Source organism: Streptomyces sp. NPDC097129 (assembly GCF_055668065.1).
This window is the reverse complement of record NZ_JBVOQE010000008.1, coordinates 310,493-325,124: the sequence shown is the minus strand read 5'-3', so window position 1 is coordinate 325,124 and position 14,632 is coordinate 310,493. Positions and strand designations below refer to the sequence as shown.

Annotated in this window: 14 protein-coding genes; 5 read left to right on the top strand and 9 right to left on the bottom strand. The window is 74.0% G+C overall.

Going from position 1 to position 14,632, the window contains the following annotated elements; translation table 11 throughout:
• Positions 1-22: 22 nt before the first annotated feature.
• On the bottom strand, positions 23-754 hold the full coding sequence (locus AC0B9F_RS24135; RefSeq protein WP_472005912.1) for a glycoside hydrolase family 75 protein: 732 nt from the start codon (positions 752-754) through the stop codon (positions 23-25).
• A 404-nt stretch (positions 755-1,158) separates the two neighbouring features.
• On the opposite strand from AC0B9F_RS24135, the gene AC0B9F_RS24130 reads away from it, so the two are divergent.
• Together AC0B9F_RS24130 and AC0B9F_RS24125 are read left to right on the top strand one after the other, a co-directional pair.
• A complete protein-coding gene (locus AC0B9F_RS24130) occupies positions 1,159-2,130 on the top strand; it encodes a fibronectin type III domain-containing protein (protein ID WP_472005910.1) in 972 nt (323 codons plus the stop codon).
• A 170-nt stretch (positions 2,131-2,300) separates the two neighbouring features.
• Complete coding sequence (locus AC0B9F_RS24125) at positions 2,301-2,849, top strand: hypothetical protein (protein ID WP_472005908.1); 549 nt, start codon at positions 2,301-2,303, stop codon at positions 2,847-2,849.
• Here the strand turns inward: AC0B9F_RS24125 and AC0B9F_RS24120 are convergent.
• The 4 genes from AC0B9F_RS24120 to AC0B9F_RS24105 all read right to left on the bottom strand — a co-directional run bounded on the left by AC0B9F_RS24120 (position 2,797) and on the right by AC0B9F_RS24105 (position 6,928).
• Positions 2,797-3,399, bottom strand: a complete 603-nt coding sequence (locus AC0B9F_RS24120) for a PadR family transcriptional regulator (RefSeq protein ID WP_472005906.1) — start codon at positions 3,397-3,399, stop codon at positions 2,797-2,799. The two genes, AC0B9F_RS24125 and AC0B9F_RS24120, sit on opposite strands and share 53 nt — an antisense overlap.
• Before the next feature lie 28 nt (positions 3,400-3,427).
• Positions 3,428-5,443 (bottom strand): NADPH-dependent 2,4-dienoyl-CoA reductase, encoded by a 2,016-nt coding sequence (locus AC0B9F_RS24115; RefSeq protein ID WP_472005904.1) that lies wholly within the window; start codon positions 5,441-5,443, stop codon positions 3,428-3,430.
• Positions 5,444-5,530: 87 nt separating this feature from the next.
• Complete coding sequence (locus AC0B9F_RS24110; protein WP_472006123.1) at positions 5,531-5,911, bottom strand: hypothetical protein; 381 nt, start codon at positions 5,909-5,911, stop codon at positions 5,531-5,533.
• A 144-nt stretch (positions 5,912-6,055) separates the two neighbouring features.
• On the bottom strand, positions 6,056-6,928 hold the full coding sequence (locus AC0B9F_RS24105; protein WP_472005902.1) for a hypothetical protein: 873 nt from the start codon (positions 6,926-6,928) through the stop codon (positions 6,056-6,058).
• Positions 6,929-7,213: 285 nt separating this feature from the next.
• Here AC0B9F_RS24105 and AC0B9F_RS24100 point away from each other — a divergent pair, with 285 nt between their 5' ends.
• The gene (locus AC0B9F_RS24100) at positions 7,214-9,292 is read left to right on the top strand and encodes a SpoIIE family protein phosphatase (RefSeq protein ID WP_472005900.1); all 2,079 of its coding nucleotides are present in this window, start codon (positions 7,214-7,216) and stop codon (positions 9,290-9,292) included.
• A 145-nt stretch (positions 9,293-9,437) separates the two neighbouring features.
• Positions 9,438-10,052 (top strand): hypothetical protein, encoded by a 615-nt coding sequence (locus AC0B9F_RS24095; protein ID WP_472005898.1) that lies wholly within the window; start codon positions 9,438-9,440, stop codon positions 10,050-10,052.
• 138 nt (positions 10,053-10,190) lie between these two features.
• Here the strand turns inward: AC0B9F_RS24095 and AC0B9F_RS24090 are convergent, their stop codons facing one another.
• Both AC0B9F_RS24090 and AC0B9F_RS24085 read right to left on the bottom strand, forming a co-directional pair.
• Complete coding sequence (locus AC0B9F_RS24090; protein ID WP_472005896.1) at positions 10,191-10,985, bottom strand: putative protein N(5)-glutamine methyltransferase; 795 nt, start codon at positions 10,983-10,985, stop codon at positions 10,191-10,193.
• Between the two features lie 190 nt (positions 10,986-11,175).
• The gene (locus AC0B9F_RS24085) at positions 11,176-12,213 is read right to left on the bottom strand and encodes an ABC-2 transporter permease (protein ID WP_472005894.1); all 1,038 of its coding nucleotides are present in this window, start codon (positions 12,211-12,213) and stop codon (positions 11,176-11,178) included.
• Positions 12,214-12,293: 80 nt separating this feature from the next.
• Between AC0B9F_RS24085 and AC0B9F_RS24080 the strand changes: the two genes are divergently transcribed.
• Entirely contained in the window at positions 12,294-12,734 is a 441-nt protein-coding gene (locus AC0B9F_RS24080; RefSeq protein WP_472005892.1) for a MarR family winged helix-turn-helix transcriptional regulator, read from the top strand.
• A 52-nt stretch (positions 12,735-12,786) separates the two neighbouring features.
• Here the strand turns inward: AC0B9F_RS24080 and AC0B9F_RS24075 are convergent, their stop codons facing one another.
• Both AC0B9F_RS24075 and AC0B9F_RS24070 read right to left on the bottom strand, forming a co-directional pair.
• Positions 12,787-13,491, bottom strand: coding sequence for a GNAT family N-acetyltransferase (locus AC0B9F_RS24075; RefSeq protein WP_472005890.1), 705 nt, complete (start codon positions 13,489-13,491; stop codon positions 12,787-12,789).
• Complete coding sequence (locus AC0B9F_RS24070; RefSeq protein ID WP_472005888.1) at positions 13,488-14,501, bottom strand: alcohol dehydrogenase catalytic domain-containing protein; 1,014 nt, start codon at positions 14,499-14,501, stop codon at positions 13,488-13,490. Before AC0B9F_RS24070 ends, AC0B9F_RS24075 begins: the two co-directional genes overlap by 4 nt.
• Positions 14,502-14,632: the final 131 nt, after the last annotated feature.

Here is a 14,632-nt window from a genome sequence, read left to right as displayed (position 1 = left end):
CTCCCCGCCCGTCGTACGCCGCTCAGCCGCCCGCGCGTGCGGCCCGGGCGCCCCGTACGAACTGCCGCGCCAGCCGCTCCCCCATCGCCGCTGCGGCCGCGCGGTCCTCGATGGGCTTGACCTCGGAGTCCTTGAAGACGATGTAGGTCACCCCGGAGGGCGTGCCGCCGCCGTGCGGGTCGGCCCGGATGCCCAGCGCCCGCGCGGTGGCGTAGGAGGCCTCGCCGATGATGTCGCTCGGGCCGATGTCGCCGACGACGGCGTACTGGACGCGGCCGCGGTGGACGACGGCGGCGACCGAGCCCCCGCGCACGCCGTCCCGGCGGTGGTCCCAGCGGGCGCTCGGCGCGGGCACGACGATGTAGGGCAGGGCCTCGGCGCTCGGGTAGCGGCCGTCGGCCTGTGCGAAGGCGGTGGCCTCGGCGAAGAGCGGGTCGGTGTCGCCGTTGCAGCGCGGGGTGGGCCGGCCGTCGCAGTCGATGTCCAGGTCCGCGGTCCAGATGACGGCGTCGTGGGTGCCGCAGACGGGGACGGTGGGCGGCGCGTCCTCGTCGGTGCGGTAGCGGCCTCGGGAGACGGGTGTGCAGGAGCGGGCCCGGGCGAGCAGCTCGGCGGCGCGTACGGCTCCGGGTGACCGGACGGCCACGAGAGCCTGGGGGCCCGCGGCGGGCGGCCGCGGTGCGGCGGCGGACGGCAGCGCCGGGGCCAGCAGCACCAGCCCGGCCGCGGCCAGCGTCATCGAGGGGACACGCACGACGGAGGGACCCTCTCGTGGGAGACGGTGACGGACACTCAGCCAATCTGGGGCGGGTTTCGCACCCCGGCCACCGGGCGGGGCCGTACGGTGCACGGGCCCTGACGTCCCGCCAGGCGCCGGAAGGCCGGGCCTGTCTCGGCTCCGGCCTCCCGGCCGCCCGTGTCCGGCGCGGCAACAGCGACGACAGCGGTCCGCGCCCGCGGCGCGAACTCCCCAGCGCTCCCGGAGAGTTCGGCCGCGCGGAGCCTCAGCATACGTAACGCCCGTGGGGGCACCGATGCCCGGGCCGCACACGTGTCAGCCACGACACCCTTGATGCGGACGCGTCACCGATGCCATGGTGAACCCATTGGTCCGGACCTTTGCCCGTCATCCTCGGCGACCGACCCGGGAGGCACGTCGTGCGACGCGTGGTGCTGTACACGGTGGTCCTGCTGCTCGTCGCGTCCTGCGGACGGGCGGGCGCGGACGACACCGACAGCGGGGCGCAGCCCGGTGCGCCGGCCGGGGTCACGGCGACCGCGGGCAGCGCGACCAGCGTCCATGTCATGTGGAACGCGGTCTCGGCCGCCGCCGGGATCCGCGGCTACGAGGTGTACCGCGACCGCGCGAAGGTGGCGGACGTGCCGGCCGGCGAGCGCATGGTGGACGTCGTCCGGCTTCGGCCTGCCACGACATACGTCTTCTCGGTACGCGCCCGCGACCGGGCCGGCCGGCTCGGGCCGCCCAGCCGGGAGGTCACGGCGACGACCCCCGCCGCCGCGGCGGCGGACCGCTCGGCACCGACCCGCCCGGGCCGGCTGACCGGCCGCAGCGCCGGAAGCACGGCGGTCCAGCTGTCCTGGACGGCCTCCCGGGACGACCGGAAGGTGGTGTCGTACGACGTCTACCAGGGCGGTGTGAAGATCCACAGCGTGGGCGGGACGCAGACGGCGACGGTCGTGACGGGTCTGCGGCCGGGCACCCGGTACGCCTTCACCGTGCGGGCCCGGGACGCCGCCGACAACCTCTCCCCCGCCGCCGGGCCGCTCCCTCTCACCACGGCCCCCGGCACCGACGACGGCCGGGACACCGCGCCCGCCGCGTTCCGCGTCACGAGCCACGAGGCGGGCGGCGCGTACTACCTGGACCTGTCCTGGGTTCCGCCGCGCACGGACGGGCCGGTCGGCGAGTACCAGTTGCAGCTCGACGGGCGGACGGCGACTTCCCTGGTGTGGGGGGCCGACGCGCCGCGGGACCGGGCGGACTACAGCTTCTACGCCGGCGGCGAGCCCGGGGTGCGCCACCGGCTGCGGCTGCGGGCCCGGCTGCCGGACGGCACCTGGGGCGGCTGGTCGGCGGAGCGCACGGTGACCACCGGCGCCGGCCGGTGACCCGCGATGGGACCTGGGCCGTCGGTGGGAATCCGTCACCTGCCCGGGGGCTCTCCGCGTGCGCGTCGGCGCCGTGCGGCGTTGGCTGCCCCTTGAGGCAGCACGGGCGTTCCCCACCCTCGGCGGCGCAAGGGATGTACCGCCAACCGTGCCGCCGCCGGAGGACACCCATGCGCGACTTGCACCTCTTCAGACGTCACGGCCTGACCGTGGCGGCCGCCGCCGCTGTGCCGCTCGCCCTCATCGCCGCGGGACCGGCCTCCGCCCGGGGCTCCGGGATCTCCGTGAGCACGACCGGGACCACCGTGTCCGTGGTGACCAGCGCCTGCACCCAGATCAGCGGCAGCTGGGGCACGGCGGCGCTGCTCAACAGCAGCCAGGCGAACTTCGCCCAGGGCCGCCAGGTGGCGCTCTCGGGCACCGGCGTCAGCCAGTCCGCCGCCTGGTCGAACGTCTCCCCGGGCACCTACACGGTCGTCGTGATGTGCGCGAACAACACCACCGCCGGCACCCAGTCGGTGATCGTCTCCTCGCCGGCCGCGCCCACCGTCCGCCCCGTGCCGTCGTCCTCGCCCTCACGCGGGGTGATGGGCGGCCTCGGCGGCGCCGCCCGCGACTACGGCCCGGTCACGATGGGTGTGGGCGCGGCGCTGGTGGGCGGCGGTGTCATCGGGGCGGCGTGGTTCCTGCGCCGCCGCTCGAAGCCGCATCGTCTGTGACGGGCTCGGCGGCCTCGCCGAGGGCTTCGAACTCCTCCAGCGCGTGCGCCAGCCATTGCGTCCAGAAGGTCTCCAGGTCGATCCCGGCCCGCAGCACGAGGTGCCGCAGCCGGTCCTGAGCCCCGTCCTTGCCGGGCGGGAAGTCCCGCTGCTCGATCCGCAGATACTCCGCCAACTGCCGCTCGTGCAGCTCCAGATGGCGCCGCAGGTCGTCCTCCAGGCCGGCGGTGCCGACCACGGCGGCGGCGCGCAGCCGCAGCAGCATGGCGTCACGCAGCGGCCTCGGTTCCTGCGCCGCGGCCGTCCAGCGCTGCAGCTCGGCGCGGCCCGCGGGCAGGACCTCGTAGGCCTTCTTCTGCCCGCGGGCCGGCTGTTCGCTCGGCAGCGCGCGGATGTACCCCTCGGCCTCCAGGCGTCCCAGCTCGCGGTAGATCTGCTGGTGCGTCGCGGACCAGAAGTAGCCGATCGACCTGTCGAAGCGGCGGGTCAGCTCCAGCCCGGAGGACGGCTTCTCCAGCAGGGCAGTGAGAATCGCGTGCGGCAGGGACATGGGGTCATCCTAGGGACGCGCCGCACCCCTAGAGGGAGGCGGCGACCTCCGTGCCCTGCTTGATGGCGCGCTTGGCGTCCAGTTCGGCGGCCACGTCGGCGCCACCGATCAGGTGCGCCTTGCGGCCGGCCGCCACCAGCGCGTCGTACAGGTCCCGGCGCGGCTCCTGGCCGGTGCACAGCACGATGGTGTCGACCTCGAGGACCGTGCTCTCGCCGTCGACGGTCACGTGCAGACCGGCGTCGTCGATCCGGTCGTACGCCACGCCCGGGACCATGGTGACGCCGCGGTGCTTGAGCTCGGTGCGGTGGATCCAGCCGGTGGTCTTGCCGAGCCCGGCGCCGACCTTGCTGGTCTTGCGCTGGAGCAGGTGGACGGTGCGCGGCGTGGTGGGCCGGCGCGGTGCGGCGAGGCCGCCGGGAGCCCGGTAGTCCAGGTCGACGCCCCAGTGGCGGAAGTACGTCGCCGGGTCCTCGTTCGCCCGGTCGCCGCTGTCGGTGAGGTACTCGGCGACGTCGAAGCCGATGCCGCCCGCGCCGAGGATCGCGACCCGGTCGCCGACCGCCGCGCCGCCCTGGAGGACGTCGAGGTAGCCGACGACGCGCGGGTGGTCCACGCCGGGGATGTCCGGGGTGCGCGGGGTGACACCGGTGGCGACGACGACCTCGTCGTAGTCCGCGAGGTCCTCGGCGCTCACCCGGGTGCCGAGGCGTACGTCCACGTCGTGGGCGTCGAGCTGGTGGCGGAAGTAGCGCAGCGTCTCGTCGAACTCCTGCTTGCCGGGGACCTTGCGGGCCACGTTGAGCTGGCCGCCGATCTCGTCGGCGGCGTCGAAGAGGGTGACGGTGTGGCCGCGTTCGGCGGCGGAGACCGCGCAGGCCAGGCCCGCGGGGCCGGCTCCGACGACCGCGACGCGCTTGGTCAGCCGGGTCGGGGAGAGCACCAGCTCGGTCTCGTGGCAGGCGCGCGGGTTGACCAGGCAGGACGTGATCAGCCCGCTGAAGGTGTGGTCGAGGCAGGCCTGGTTGCAGCCGATGCAGGTGTTGATGGCCGCGGAGCGGTCCTCGGCGGCCTTCTTGACGAACTCCGGGTCGGCGAGCATCGGGCGGGCCATGGAGACCATGTCGGCGACGCCGTCGGCGAGCAGCTGCTCGGCGAGTTCGGGGGTGTTGATGCGGTTGGTGGTGATCAGCGGGATCGCCACCTCGCCCATGAGCTTCTTGGTGACGAAGCTGTAGGCGCCGCGCGGCACGGAGGTCGCGATGGTGGGGATGCGGGCCTCGTGCCAGCCGATGCCGGTGTTGATGATCGTGGCGCCGGCCGCCTCGGCGGCCTTGGCGAGGGTGATCACCTCGTCGAGGGTGGAACCGCCGGGGACGAGGTCCAGCATGGAGAGCCGGTAGATGACGATGAAGTCCTCGCCGACGGCCTCGCGGACCCGGCGCACGATCTCGACCGGGAAGCGCATCCGGTTCTCGTAGGAGCCGCCCCAGCGGTCGGTGCGACGGTTGGTCTGCGCGGCGATGAACTCGTTGATGAGGTAGCCCTCGGAGCCCATGATCTCGACGCCGTCGTAGCCGGCCTGCCGGGCGAGTCGCGCGGTGCGGGCGTAGTCGTCGATGGTGCGCTCGATGTCGGCGTCGGTCAGCTCACGCGGCGGGAAGGGGCTGATCGGGGCCTGGAGGGGGCTGGGGGCGACCAGGTCGCGGTGGTAGGCGTAGCGGCCGAAGTGCAGGATCTGCAGGGCGATCTTCCCGCCCTCGCGGTGCACGGCCTCGGTGACCTGGCGGTGCCGGTCGGCCTCGGCGTCGGTGGTGAGCTTGGCGCCGCCCTCGTACGGCCGCCCCTCGTCGTTGGGGGCGATGCCGCCGGTGACGATCAGGCCCACGCCGCCGCGGGCGCGCTCGGCGTAGAAGGCCGCCATGCGTTCGAAGCCCCGCTCGGCCTCCTCCAGGCCGACGTGCATCGAGCCCATCAGGACGCGGTTGGGCAGCGTGGTGAATCCCAGGTCGAGCGGGCTCAGCAGGTGCGGGTAACGGCTCATCGGGCCCTCCGTGCGCGGTGTCTTGCGCACTGTTCTAGAGGACCCGTGAGCCTTTATGCAACTAGTTGCACAACGAGGTGGCCGGTATCACCTGCTCTCCAGCCGCACATGCAGCTCCCGCTCCTGATCGCCCGAGGCGTGGCTCAGGTCGTGCACGGTGAACAGGCCGTCCAGCGTCTCGCGGAAGCGGTCGATCGCCCAGTACCCGCCCTGGACGTCCGCCGTGACGGTGCCGTGCAGCGGGGCGGGACGCACCGTCTTCTCGGCCCCCTCATGGGCGTCGTCGACGTCGAACGTGCCGAGCCACACCATCGGACGGACCTCCGAGAGCTGCTCCGGCACGTCCTCGGTGCACCGGTCGGACTCGAAGTACCCGCAGAGCGCGTCGAAGACGGTCCGCGCGTCCTCCTTGCTGCAGTCACTGATCTCCAGGGAGACCGAGTGCGGGTGGGCCTTCTCGTTGTCCATGTGCTGGTGCATGCACTGCTCCTTCCGTGACGCGCTGCGGCAGGGCGGGTTCCCCGCGAAGCCGCTCCCCCACACCCAAGAAAAGCACCGGCCGCCGAAGCGGGCCACCAAAGGGCCGCCGGCGGCCGGAGCGGGCCCGCGGCCTCAGCCCCGCACGAGGCGGTAGGTCTTGCTGTCGGTCAGGACGCAGAAGCCGGGCGAGACGACGATGACGCGCAGGGTGCCGGTACGCCGGTCGTAGTCGACACCCTCGGCCTCGAAACTGCCGGAGCAGGCGCTGCGCAGCGGCAGTTGCCGCAGGGCGCTGACCCGGCCGTTCACGTCGGCGGTGCCGTTCGGCGCGGCGGACAGGTCGATCTGCAGCAGCGGCTTGGTGATGCCGAACAGCGTGCCGTCGGGGTCGTCGGAGGCGCACAGCAGCCGGGTCGCGGTGACGAAGTCGCAGCCCTGGACGTCACGGACGGCGTGGTCGAGGCGGACGGTCGCGGCCTGCGGGAGGTTCGCCGAGGGGGAGGTGGCGGGGTTGACGCCCGGTGTGGGGAGGACGAGGAGCCGGGTCATCGTGCCCCACTCGCCGTTGAGCATCCACTGGCCGTCGGGGCTGATCGCCACCCAGGAGTTGTTCAGGGCCTCGCCCGGGCTCAGCGTGTGGACGTACTCCGACCAGCCGCCGCCCGGCGCCTGCACCCGGAACATCTTCGCGTCGCCGGAGTCCCGCTGGTACGGCTCGACGTAGTGGCCGTCGTACGAGGCGTCGGGGTCGCCCACATGGTTCCAGCCGCGCATGGAGACGCTCAGCGGGATCGTGCCGATGCCGGTGTAGCGGTTGGGGCTGCCGGCCGGGACCTCGATCGAGGCCAGGCCCTGGCTCTCGGTGAGCGGGTCCGCGCGGTCGGAGCCGACCTCGTTCCAGGTGTCCGCGGCCGTGGCGTGCGGGGCGCCGCACAGCACGAAGGCAAGGGCCACCAGGCCGGTCAGGGCGGTGCGACAGCGTTGCCGGACGGTGCGTGGGGGCATGGGCCGACTCCTCGGTCAGGGGGGTGGTCGCGCACAGTCTGGCGGCGCCTGCTAGTCATGTACAGACCAAAAACATTCCTCCGCGTGAACGGATTCCGTCGCCCCGGCGACGCCCCGCCCGCGCACGGACACGCGTCGCCGCTGCGCCCACCGGACGTTCCCGGCCGTGTTGGGGGATGGTGGAGGTGAGGGCGAAGGCGTAGGAGAAAGGGTTGTGCGCGGTACAACATGGGGAGTCGGCACGGGGGAACGCGTGCCGCACGGACGGGCGGAGGCGGTACCTGGATGACGTCAGCCAGATCTCCCGTGACCGACGGCGACCAGCCGTCGGGTGGACCGGTGCGCCCGAGCGGGCTGCTCGACGTCCTGAACGTCGCCTCCGTGGTCCTGGACACGCAGGGGCGCGTGGTGCTGTGGAGCCCGCAGGCCGAGGAGCTGTTCGGGTACTCGGCGCAGGAGGCCCTGGGCCGGTACGCGGCCCACATCATGGTGCACGAGCAGCATGTGGACCTCGTCGTGAAGCTGTTCGCGGACGTCATGGCGACCGGGCAGGGCTGGGCCGGCGCCTTCCCCATCCGGCGCAAGGACGGCACCACCCGGCTGGTGGAGTTCCGCAACATGCGCCTGATGGACGACCGCGGTGACGTGTACGCGCTCGGGCTGTGCGCCGACCGGTCGACCGTGCGCCGCCTGGAGCGGGACGTGGCGCTGTCCACACGGATGGTCACCCAGTCCCCGATCGGCCTCGCCGTGCTGGACACCGACCTGCGGTTCGTGTCGGTCAACCCGGCCCTGGAGCGCGTCAACGGCCTGCCCGCCGAGGAGCAGCTGGGCCGCCGGCTGCGCGAGGTGCTGCCGGACCTGGACGCGGACGCGCTGGAGTCGTCGGCGCGCCGGGTGCTGGCGACGGGAGTGCCGGTCGTCGACCAGGCCACCGTGGGGCGCACCCCGGCCGACCCGGACGAGGACCACGCCTGGACGATCTCGCTGTACCGGCTGGAGGACGCCGTCGGCAATGTGCTCGGCGTGGCCGTCTCCGTCGTGGACATCACCGACCAGTACCAGGCGAGCGTCGAAGCCGAGGCCGCCCGCCGCAGGCTGGCCGTGATCGCCGACGCCTCCGCCCGGATCGGTACGACGCTGGAGCTGGACCGCACCGCGCGCGAACTGGCCGACGTGGCCGTGCCGGAACTCGCCGACATCGCCGCCGTGGACCTGCTGGAGGCGGTCGTGGAGGGCCGGCGCAGCAGCCTGGGCCCGGCGGAGTCGGCGGTGATCCGCGCGCTCGCCGTGCAGGCGCAGGACGCGCCGGAGGCGCTGCAGGCGGCCGACCCTCCGGGGCAGATCGCCCGGTACGACTCGGACCGGCTGGTGACCGAGTGCGTGCGCACCGGCCGTCCGGTCATGATGGCGCACGTACGGCCGGAGAACCTGCCGCGCATCGCCCGCTCCGCCGAGGCCGCCGAACTGCTGGCCGCCGCCGGCGTGCACTCCTACCTCGCCGTGCCGCTGATCGCGCGCGGCGAGGTGCTCGGCGCCCTCGACCTCAAACGCACCCGCAACCCGCTCCCTTTCAGCCGGGACGACCTGCTGCTGGCCCGGGAGCTGGCGGCCCGGGCCGCCGTGCAGATCGACAACGCCCGCTGGTACCAGAGCGCCCGCAACACCGCCCTGACCCTCCAGCGCAGCCTGCTGCCCAGCCATCCGCGGCTCACCGGGGGCCTGGAGGTCGCCTCCCGCTACCAGCCGGCGGGCGCCACCAGCGAGGTCGGCGGCGACTGGTTCGACGTGATCCCACTGGAGAACGGCAAGACGGCGCTGGTCGTGGGCGACGTGATGGGCAGCGGCATCAACGCCGCCGCCACGATGGGCCGGCTGCGCACCGCGACCAACACGCTCGCTTCCCTGGACATGGACCCGGCGCTGCTCCTGGAGCACCTCGACAAGATCACCTCCGGCCTCGACGAGGCCATCGCGACCTGTGTGTACGCCGTGCACGACCCGCGGCTCGGCCAGTGCCGGATCGCCAACGCCGGGCACCTGCCGCCGGCCCGGGTGCGCGCCGGACGGGCGCCGGAGCTGCTCGACCTGCCGACGGGCGCGCCGCTCGGCGTGGGCGGGGTCGCCTTCTCCACCACGGCCGTCGACGTGTGCCCGGGCGACCAGCTGGTGTTCTACACCGACGGCCTGGTGGAGACGCGCCGTAACTCCCTCGACGAGCGCCTGGACATGCTGCTGGCCCTGCTGGACAGCCCGGGACGGCCGCTGGAGGAGGTCTGCGACCTGCTGCTGCGCACACTGCACCACCCCGACAACCATGACGACGTGGCCCTGCTCATCGCACGGGTCCGCCAGGAGGAGTGACGCACAGGAAACCGCCGATGCACAGGGAACGACCGATTCACAGGGAACGACCGATTCACAGGAAACCGTTACCCCGTCCTTAGCGGGCCCCCCGGACAATCACAGGAGGGGGTGCCGTGACGGTGACCGAGGAGAGGTGAACGCGATGCACGAACCGGACCAGGAGCGCACGCGGGAGCGTGAGTCCGCGCGGGAGCTGTGGCGACGCCGCTCAGCGCGCGGTCGCACGGTGATCGCGGCCACCGCCGTAGCGGTGCTGGCACTGGGCGGGACGGTCGCCTACGCCGCCACCTCGGGCAGTTCCCCGGCACCGCCCGGGGCCTCCGCCTCGTCGTCGCCGTCGCCGAACGGGCCCGACGGGCGGCACGGGCGCGGCGGCGGCGGGTTCGGCCTCGGTGCGGCCGTGCACGGCGAGGCCACCGTGAAGGACCCCAGCACCGGCAAGTGGGTGGTGCGGGTCTGGCAGCGCGGCACCGTCGAGAAGGTCTCCGGCGACCAGGTCACCGTCAAGAGCGACGACGGTACGTCGTGGACGTGGACCGTGGGCCGGGACGCCACCGTCCGCGGCAGCATGCCGAAGAAGGGCGACACGGTCCTCCTCGTCGGCACCAAGGGCAGCGACGGCAAGCGCACGGCCGTCCGCGCCCTGACCGGCAACTTCGCCGACCGGGGCCCGGGCCACCGGCACGACGGCTTCCGCCACCACCGGTGGGACGACGAGCCGTCGCCGAGCGCGTCCGGAAGCGGAGCCACGACCTGACGCCGGGCGCCCCGAGGAGAGAGCGGCCGACGCCGGGCGCCCCGAGGAGAGAGCGGCTGACGCCGGGCGCCCGGACAGAGCAGCTGACCGACGGGGGCTGTCACGTCCCGCGAGGCGGTCCCCGGCCCCGTCCCGTGCTCAGTCCACCGCGCGCGTCCCGATGACCACGTGGGCGTAGCCCTCCTCCGCCGCCGCCAGTCGCGGGACGAGCCCCGCCCGGGTGAACGCCTCGACGGCCGTGGGCGCCTGGCGCTCGCTCGTCTCCAGCAGCAGACAGCCGCCCGGGGCCAGCCAGCGCGGCGCCTGCGCGGCCACGCGCCGCAGCACGTCCAGACCGTCCACGCCGCCGTCCAGCGCGGTCAGCGGTTCGTGCTCGCGGGCCTCGGCCGGCAACAGCCCGACCTCGGCGGTGGGGACGTAGGGCACGTTGGCGGCGAGGATGTCGACGCGGCCGCGCAGCCGGTCCGGCAGCGCCGCGAACAGGTCGCCGCGGTGGACGTGACCGCCGTACGCGGCGACATTGCGTGCGGCGCAGCGCACCGCGGCCGGGTCGATGTCGGCGGCGTGGAGTTCGACGCCGTTCAGCGCGGCGGCCAGGGCCGCGCCGACCGCGCCGGATCCGCAGCACAGGTCCACCACGACCGAGGCGTACGGGAGGTGGGCGAGTGCCTGGTCGACGAGGAACTCAGTGCGGCGGCGGGGGACGAACACCCCCGGATCGACGCTGACGCGCAGGCCGTGGAACTCGGCCCAGCCGAGGACGAGTTCGAGCGGGAGCCCGGCGACGCGGCGCTGAACCATGGCGGCGGCCTCGTCGTCGCCGCGGGCGGTGTCCAGGATCAGCCGCGCCTCGTCCTCGGCGAAGACGCAGCCGGCGGCCCGCAGTCGGGCGACGACGGAGGGGAAGAGAACGGAGGGGGAAGATGCGGGCATGGAAGCCGAGGGGCCTTTCGGTAGCCGAAGGGCGCTCCCCCTGGGTCACCTGCCGCCGGCGGTCCGCGCGCGGCGAGGGGAGAGCACCCGACCTGTCCTTGCGGTGATGGGTCCCACCTCCCTCGGTGACGCACGGCTGGGGCGGTCCGCAGCCGGACCGCCACCCTACCTCAGCACCCTCGCCGGGTGATCACACTCCGACGGTCTCCTCGACCTCTTCCTCCGCCGCCGCCTCCTCGGGCTGCGGCTGCGGCGCGGGGGCGGACGCGGGCGCCTTGGCGCGCTCGTGGAGGGCGGCCACGCCGGTCACCACGAGGCCGGCCAGCAGCCAGGCCGCCAGCGTCCACAGGGTGCGGCCGAGGCCGTCGTCGCCGAAGTACAGCAGGCTGCGGGTGCCCTCGACGAAGCCGGCGCCGTTCCAGAAGGCGTGCAGGGAGCCGAAGAAGCCGTTCTGCAGCTCGGGCCGGAACAGGCCGCCGGAGCTGGTGAAGTTGAGCATCACGAACAGCACCATCATCGCGAGCGTGGTCCACCGCTTGAGGAAGGTGTGCAGGCCGACGCCGATGAGCAGGATGCCGGCGGAGTACAGCCACGCCATGCCGAAGATCCCGGCGAGGTCGTGGTGCGCGAGGTGGAAGACCGGTCCGGCGAGCAGCGTGCCGATGCCGCCGACGACGGCCGAGACGCCGAGCGCCAGCAGGGCGCGGACCCGCATGGCCAGCGCGCCACCGGCGGCGCCGATCGCGGCGACGGACGCGTAGGAGCCGATGGAGACGGCGATGAGCAGGAAGAACAGGCCCTGTCCGGTGGGGTCGTCGGAGACGGGCCGGGCCACGTCGGTGACCTTCAGCGGGGCGCCCTGCTTCTCGGCGACCGGGGTGAAGACCTTCTCGACGGCGGTGGCGCCCATGTCGGAGGCGGCGGTGGCGACGACCAGTTCGGGGCTGTGCGCGCCCGGCACGTAGGCGCCGGTGATGTCGCGGTGCATCAGCAGGTCCACGGCGGCGTCACGGGTGGCGACCGTGCGGACGTCGAGCTTGTCGCCGGCGGCGTCCTTGACCGACTGGGCGAGCACCTTGGTCTCGGGGCCGGAGCCGACGACGGCGACCGGCAGGTGGTTCGGCTCCGGGGTGACGAACGCGCCCATGTATGCGAGCCCCATGCCCAGGCACATCAGCAGCGGGGTGATCAGGTGCGTGAGCACATGGCGCACGGCGGGCGACCTCATCGCTCACTCCTCCAGGTAGTTGGCTTATACAACTCTTTCTACAAGTTGTACTATACAACCAGAACCCCGGAGGAGGGCAAGTGAACGCAGCCGAGGCCGTCGAGACCATCCAGCGCGAGATGACGATCTTCGCGCGCCGCGCCCGCGCGTCGGCCGGGCGGATGCACCCGGAGCTGTCGCTGGTCTCCTACACGCTGCTCGGGCATCTGGAGGAGAGCGGCGGCTGCCGTGCCACCGACCTGGCGGCGCACTACGCCCTGGACAAGTCCACGGTGAGCCGCCAGGTAGCGGCGCTGGAGCGGGCCGGCCTCGTCGAGCGGCGGCTGGACCCGGAGGACCACCGGGTCCAGGTCCTGCACCTCACCGAGGCCGGCCGCAGCATCCTCGCCCAGGTCACCGACAGCCGCCGGGCCGCCTTCCGCGAACGCCTCGCGGACTGGCCCGAGGACGACCTGGCCCGCTTCGCCGACTGCCTCGTGCGCTACAACGCCTGGACACCGGCCGAGGACGAGGAAGCCTGAGGGACCGCTCCGGCAGGCCCTGTCGACGCCGGGATGAGCCGAACGACAGGGCCTACGCCACCGGCACGGGCCGTGCGTCGGGCACCCGGGCCTGGAGGAACGCCGTACGGCGGCGCAGCCGGAAGCCCAGGGACTCGTACAGCCGGATGGCGCCCGTGTTCTGCGCGCCGGTGTGCAGGAACGGGGTCTCCCCGCGCGCCCGGATGCCGTGCGCGACGGCGAGGATCAGCCGGGTGGCCAGCCCCTGGCCGCGCAGGGCCGGGTCGGTGCAGACCGCGCTGATCTCGGTCCACCCCGGCGGGTGCAGCCGCTCCCCCGCCATGGCGACGAGCGCGCCGCCGCGCCGGATGCCCAGATAGGTGCCGAGTTCGATGGTGCGGAGCAGGAAGGGGCCGGGGCGGGTGCGGGCGACCAGGTCCAGCATCTCGGGCACGTCGGCGGGGGTGAGCCGTACCGCTTCGGGGTCGGGGGCGGCGGCGAGGCCGTCGTCCACCAGCTGGACGCCCTCGAGGTGGAAGGTGATCTCCCAGTCCTGCGGGACCTGCCCCCGGAAGCCCGGCAGCGGGACCTCGCCACCGGGACCGGCGAGCGCGGCGAGGTCGGCCCAGTCCCGGGCGTCCGGATCGTCGGGCAGGGCCAGCCAGGGCGACACGTCGAGCGGGTAGCGCAGCACCCGGCCGCGCCGCTCGGCGAAGGGGGCGTGCGGCCCGGTCAGTGAGGCGAGGGCGGGGTTGTCGAGGACGTGCGGGGCGCTCACGCGGCCACCTCGACGACGGTCTTGCCGCGGGCGTGGTGGTGGCCCCGCTCGGCTTCGCGCAGCGCCTCACCGGCCCGCTCCGGCGGGAACGTCCGTGTGACGAGCGGGTCCAGCGCGCCCCCCGCCACCGGCCCGGCCACCGCTACCCGTACGGCGTTCACGCGGACCCGGGCCACCCGGGAGCCGCCCGGGCGTGCGGCCTCCTGTGGGGGCGCCGCGGCCGTGACGAGCCGGGCGCCGCCGTTACGCGGGGTCACCGCCTCGGCGAGCACCTCGCCGCCGACCAGGTCGTGGATCCCGTCGATCCGGTCGATGCCGTCGATGCCGTCGATCCCGTCGATCCCGTCGATGCCGTCGATCCCGTCGATCCCGTCGATGCCGTCGGGCGCCGCGGCGCGAGCCCGCTCGGGCCGGCCCGGTCCCGAGGGCACGTGGACCGCCCCGAGCGATTCGACGAGGTCCTTCTTGCCGTCGCTCGCCACCCCAGCCGCCCCGAGCCAGGAAGCACGGGCGATCTGCACCGCGGCCGCTCCGGCTCCGCCGCCCGCGCCGGTGGCCAGCACCGTCCTGCCGGGTGCGAGGCCGAGCCGGCGCACCCCGTCGTGGGCGGGCGCCGCGGCGACGTGCAGCGTGGCCGCGGCGGCGAAGGTCACGCCGGCCGGCTTGCGGGCGATCAGGTCCACCGGCAGCAGCGCGTACTGCGACCAGCCGCCGACGACCGGACGGCCGAAGACCTCGTCGCCGGCCGCGAAGCCGTCGACGCCCGCCCCGGTCTCCCGTACGGCACCGGCCACCTCGGCGCCGAAGTACGCGGGGAAGTCCGGCTCGCTCTCGCCCGGGCACCGCGAGCCGGTGCGCAGCTTCCGGTCCATCGGGTTCACCCCGGCCGCCCGCACCGCGATCAGCACATGGCCGGGCCCGGGGCGGGGGCGGGGGCGGGGGCGGTCCGCGTCGACGAGCGCCTCGGTGTCCGGGCCGCCGTACCGGGTGAAGACGTACGCCTGGGGCATGGGCTTCCTCACTCTCCTTCGCCGTTCACCGGCGGCAAGCGAGGGATTCACGGCCGTATTCCCCGGCCCGCGCGATGTTCATACGGCCGCAACGATCGGCGGGAACGGCGAGGCGGGAGCACCTGCCGCGA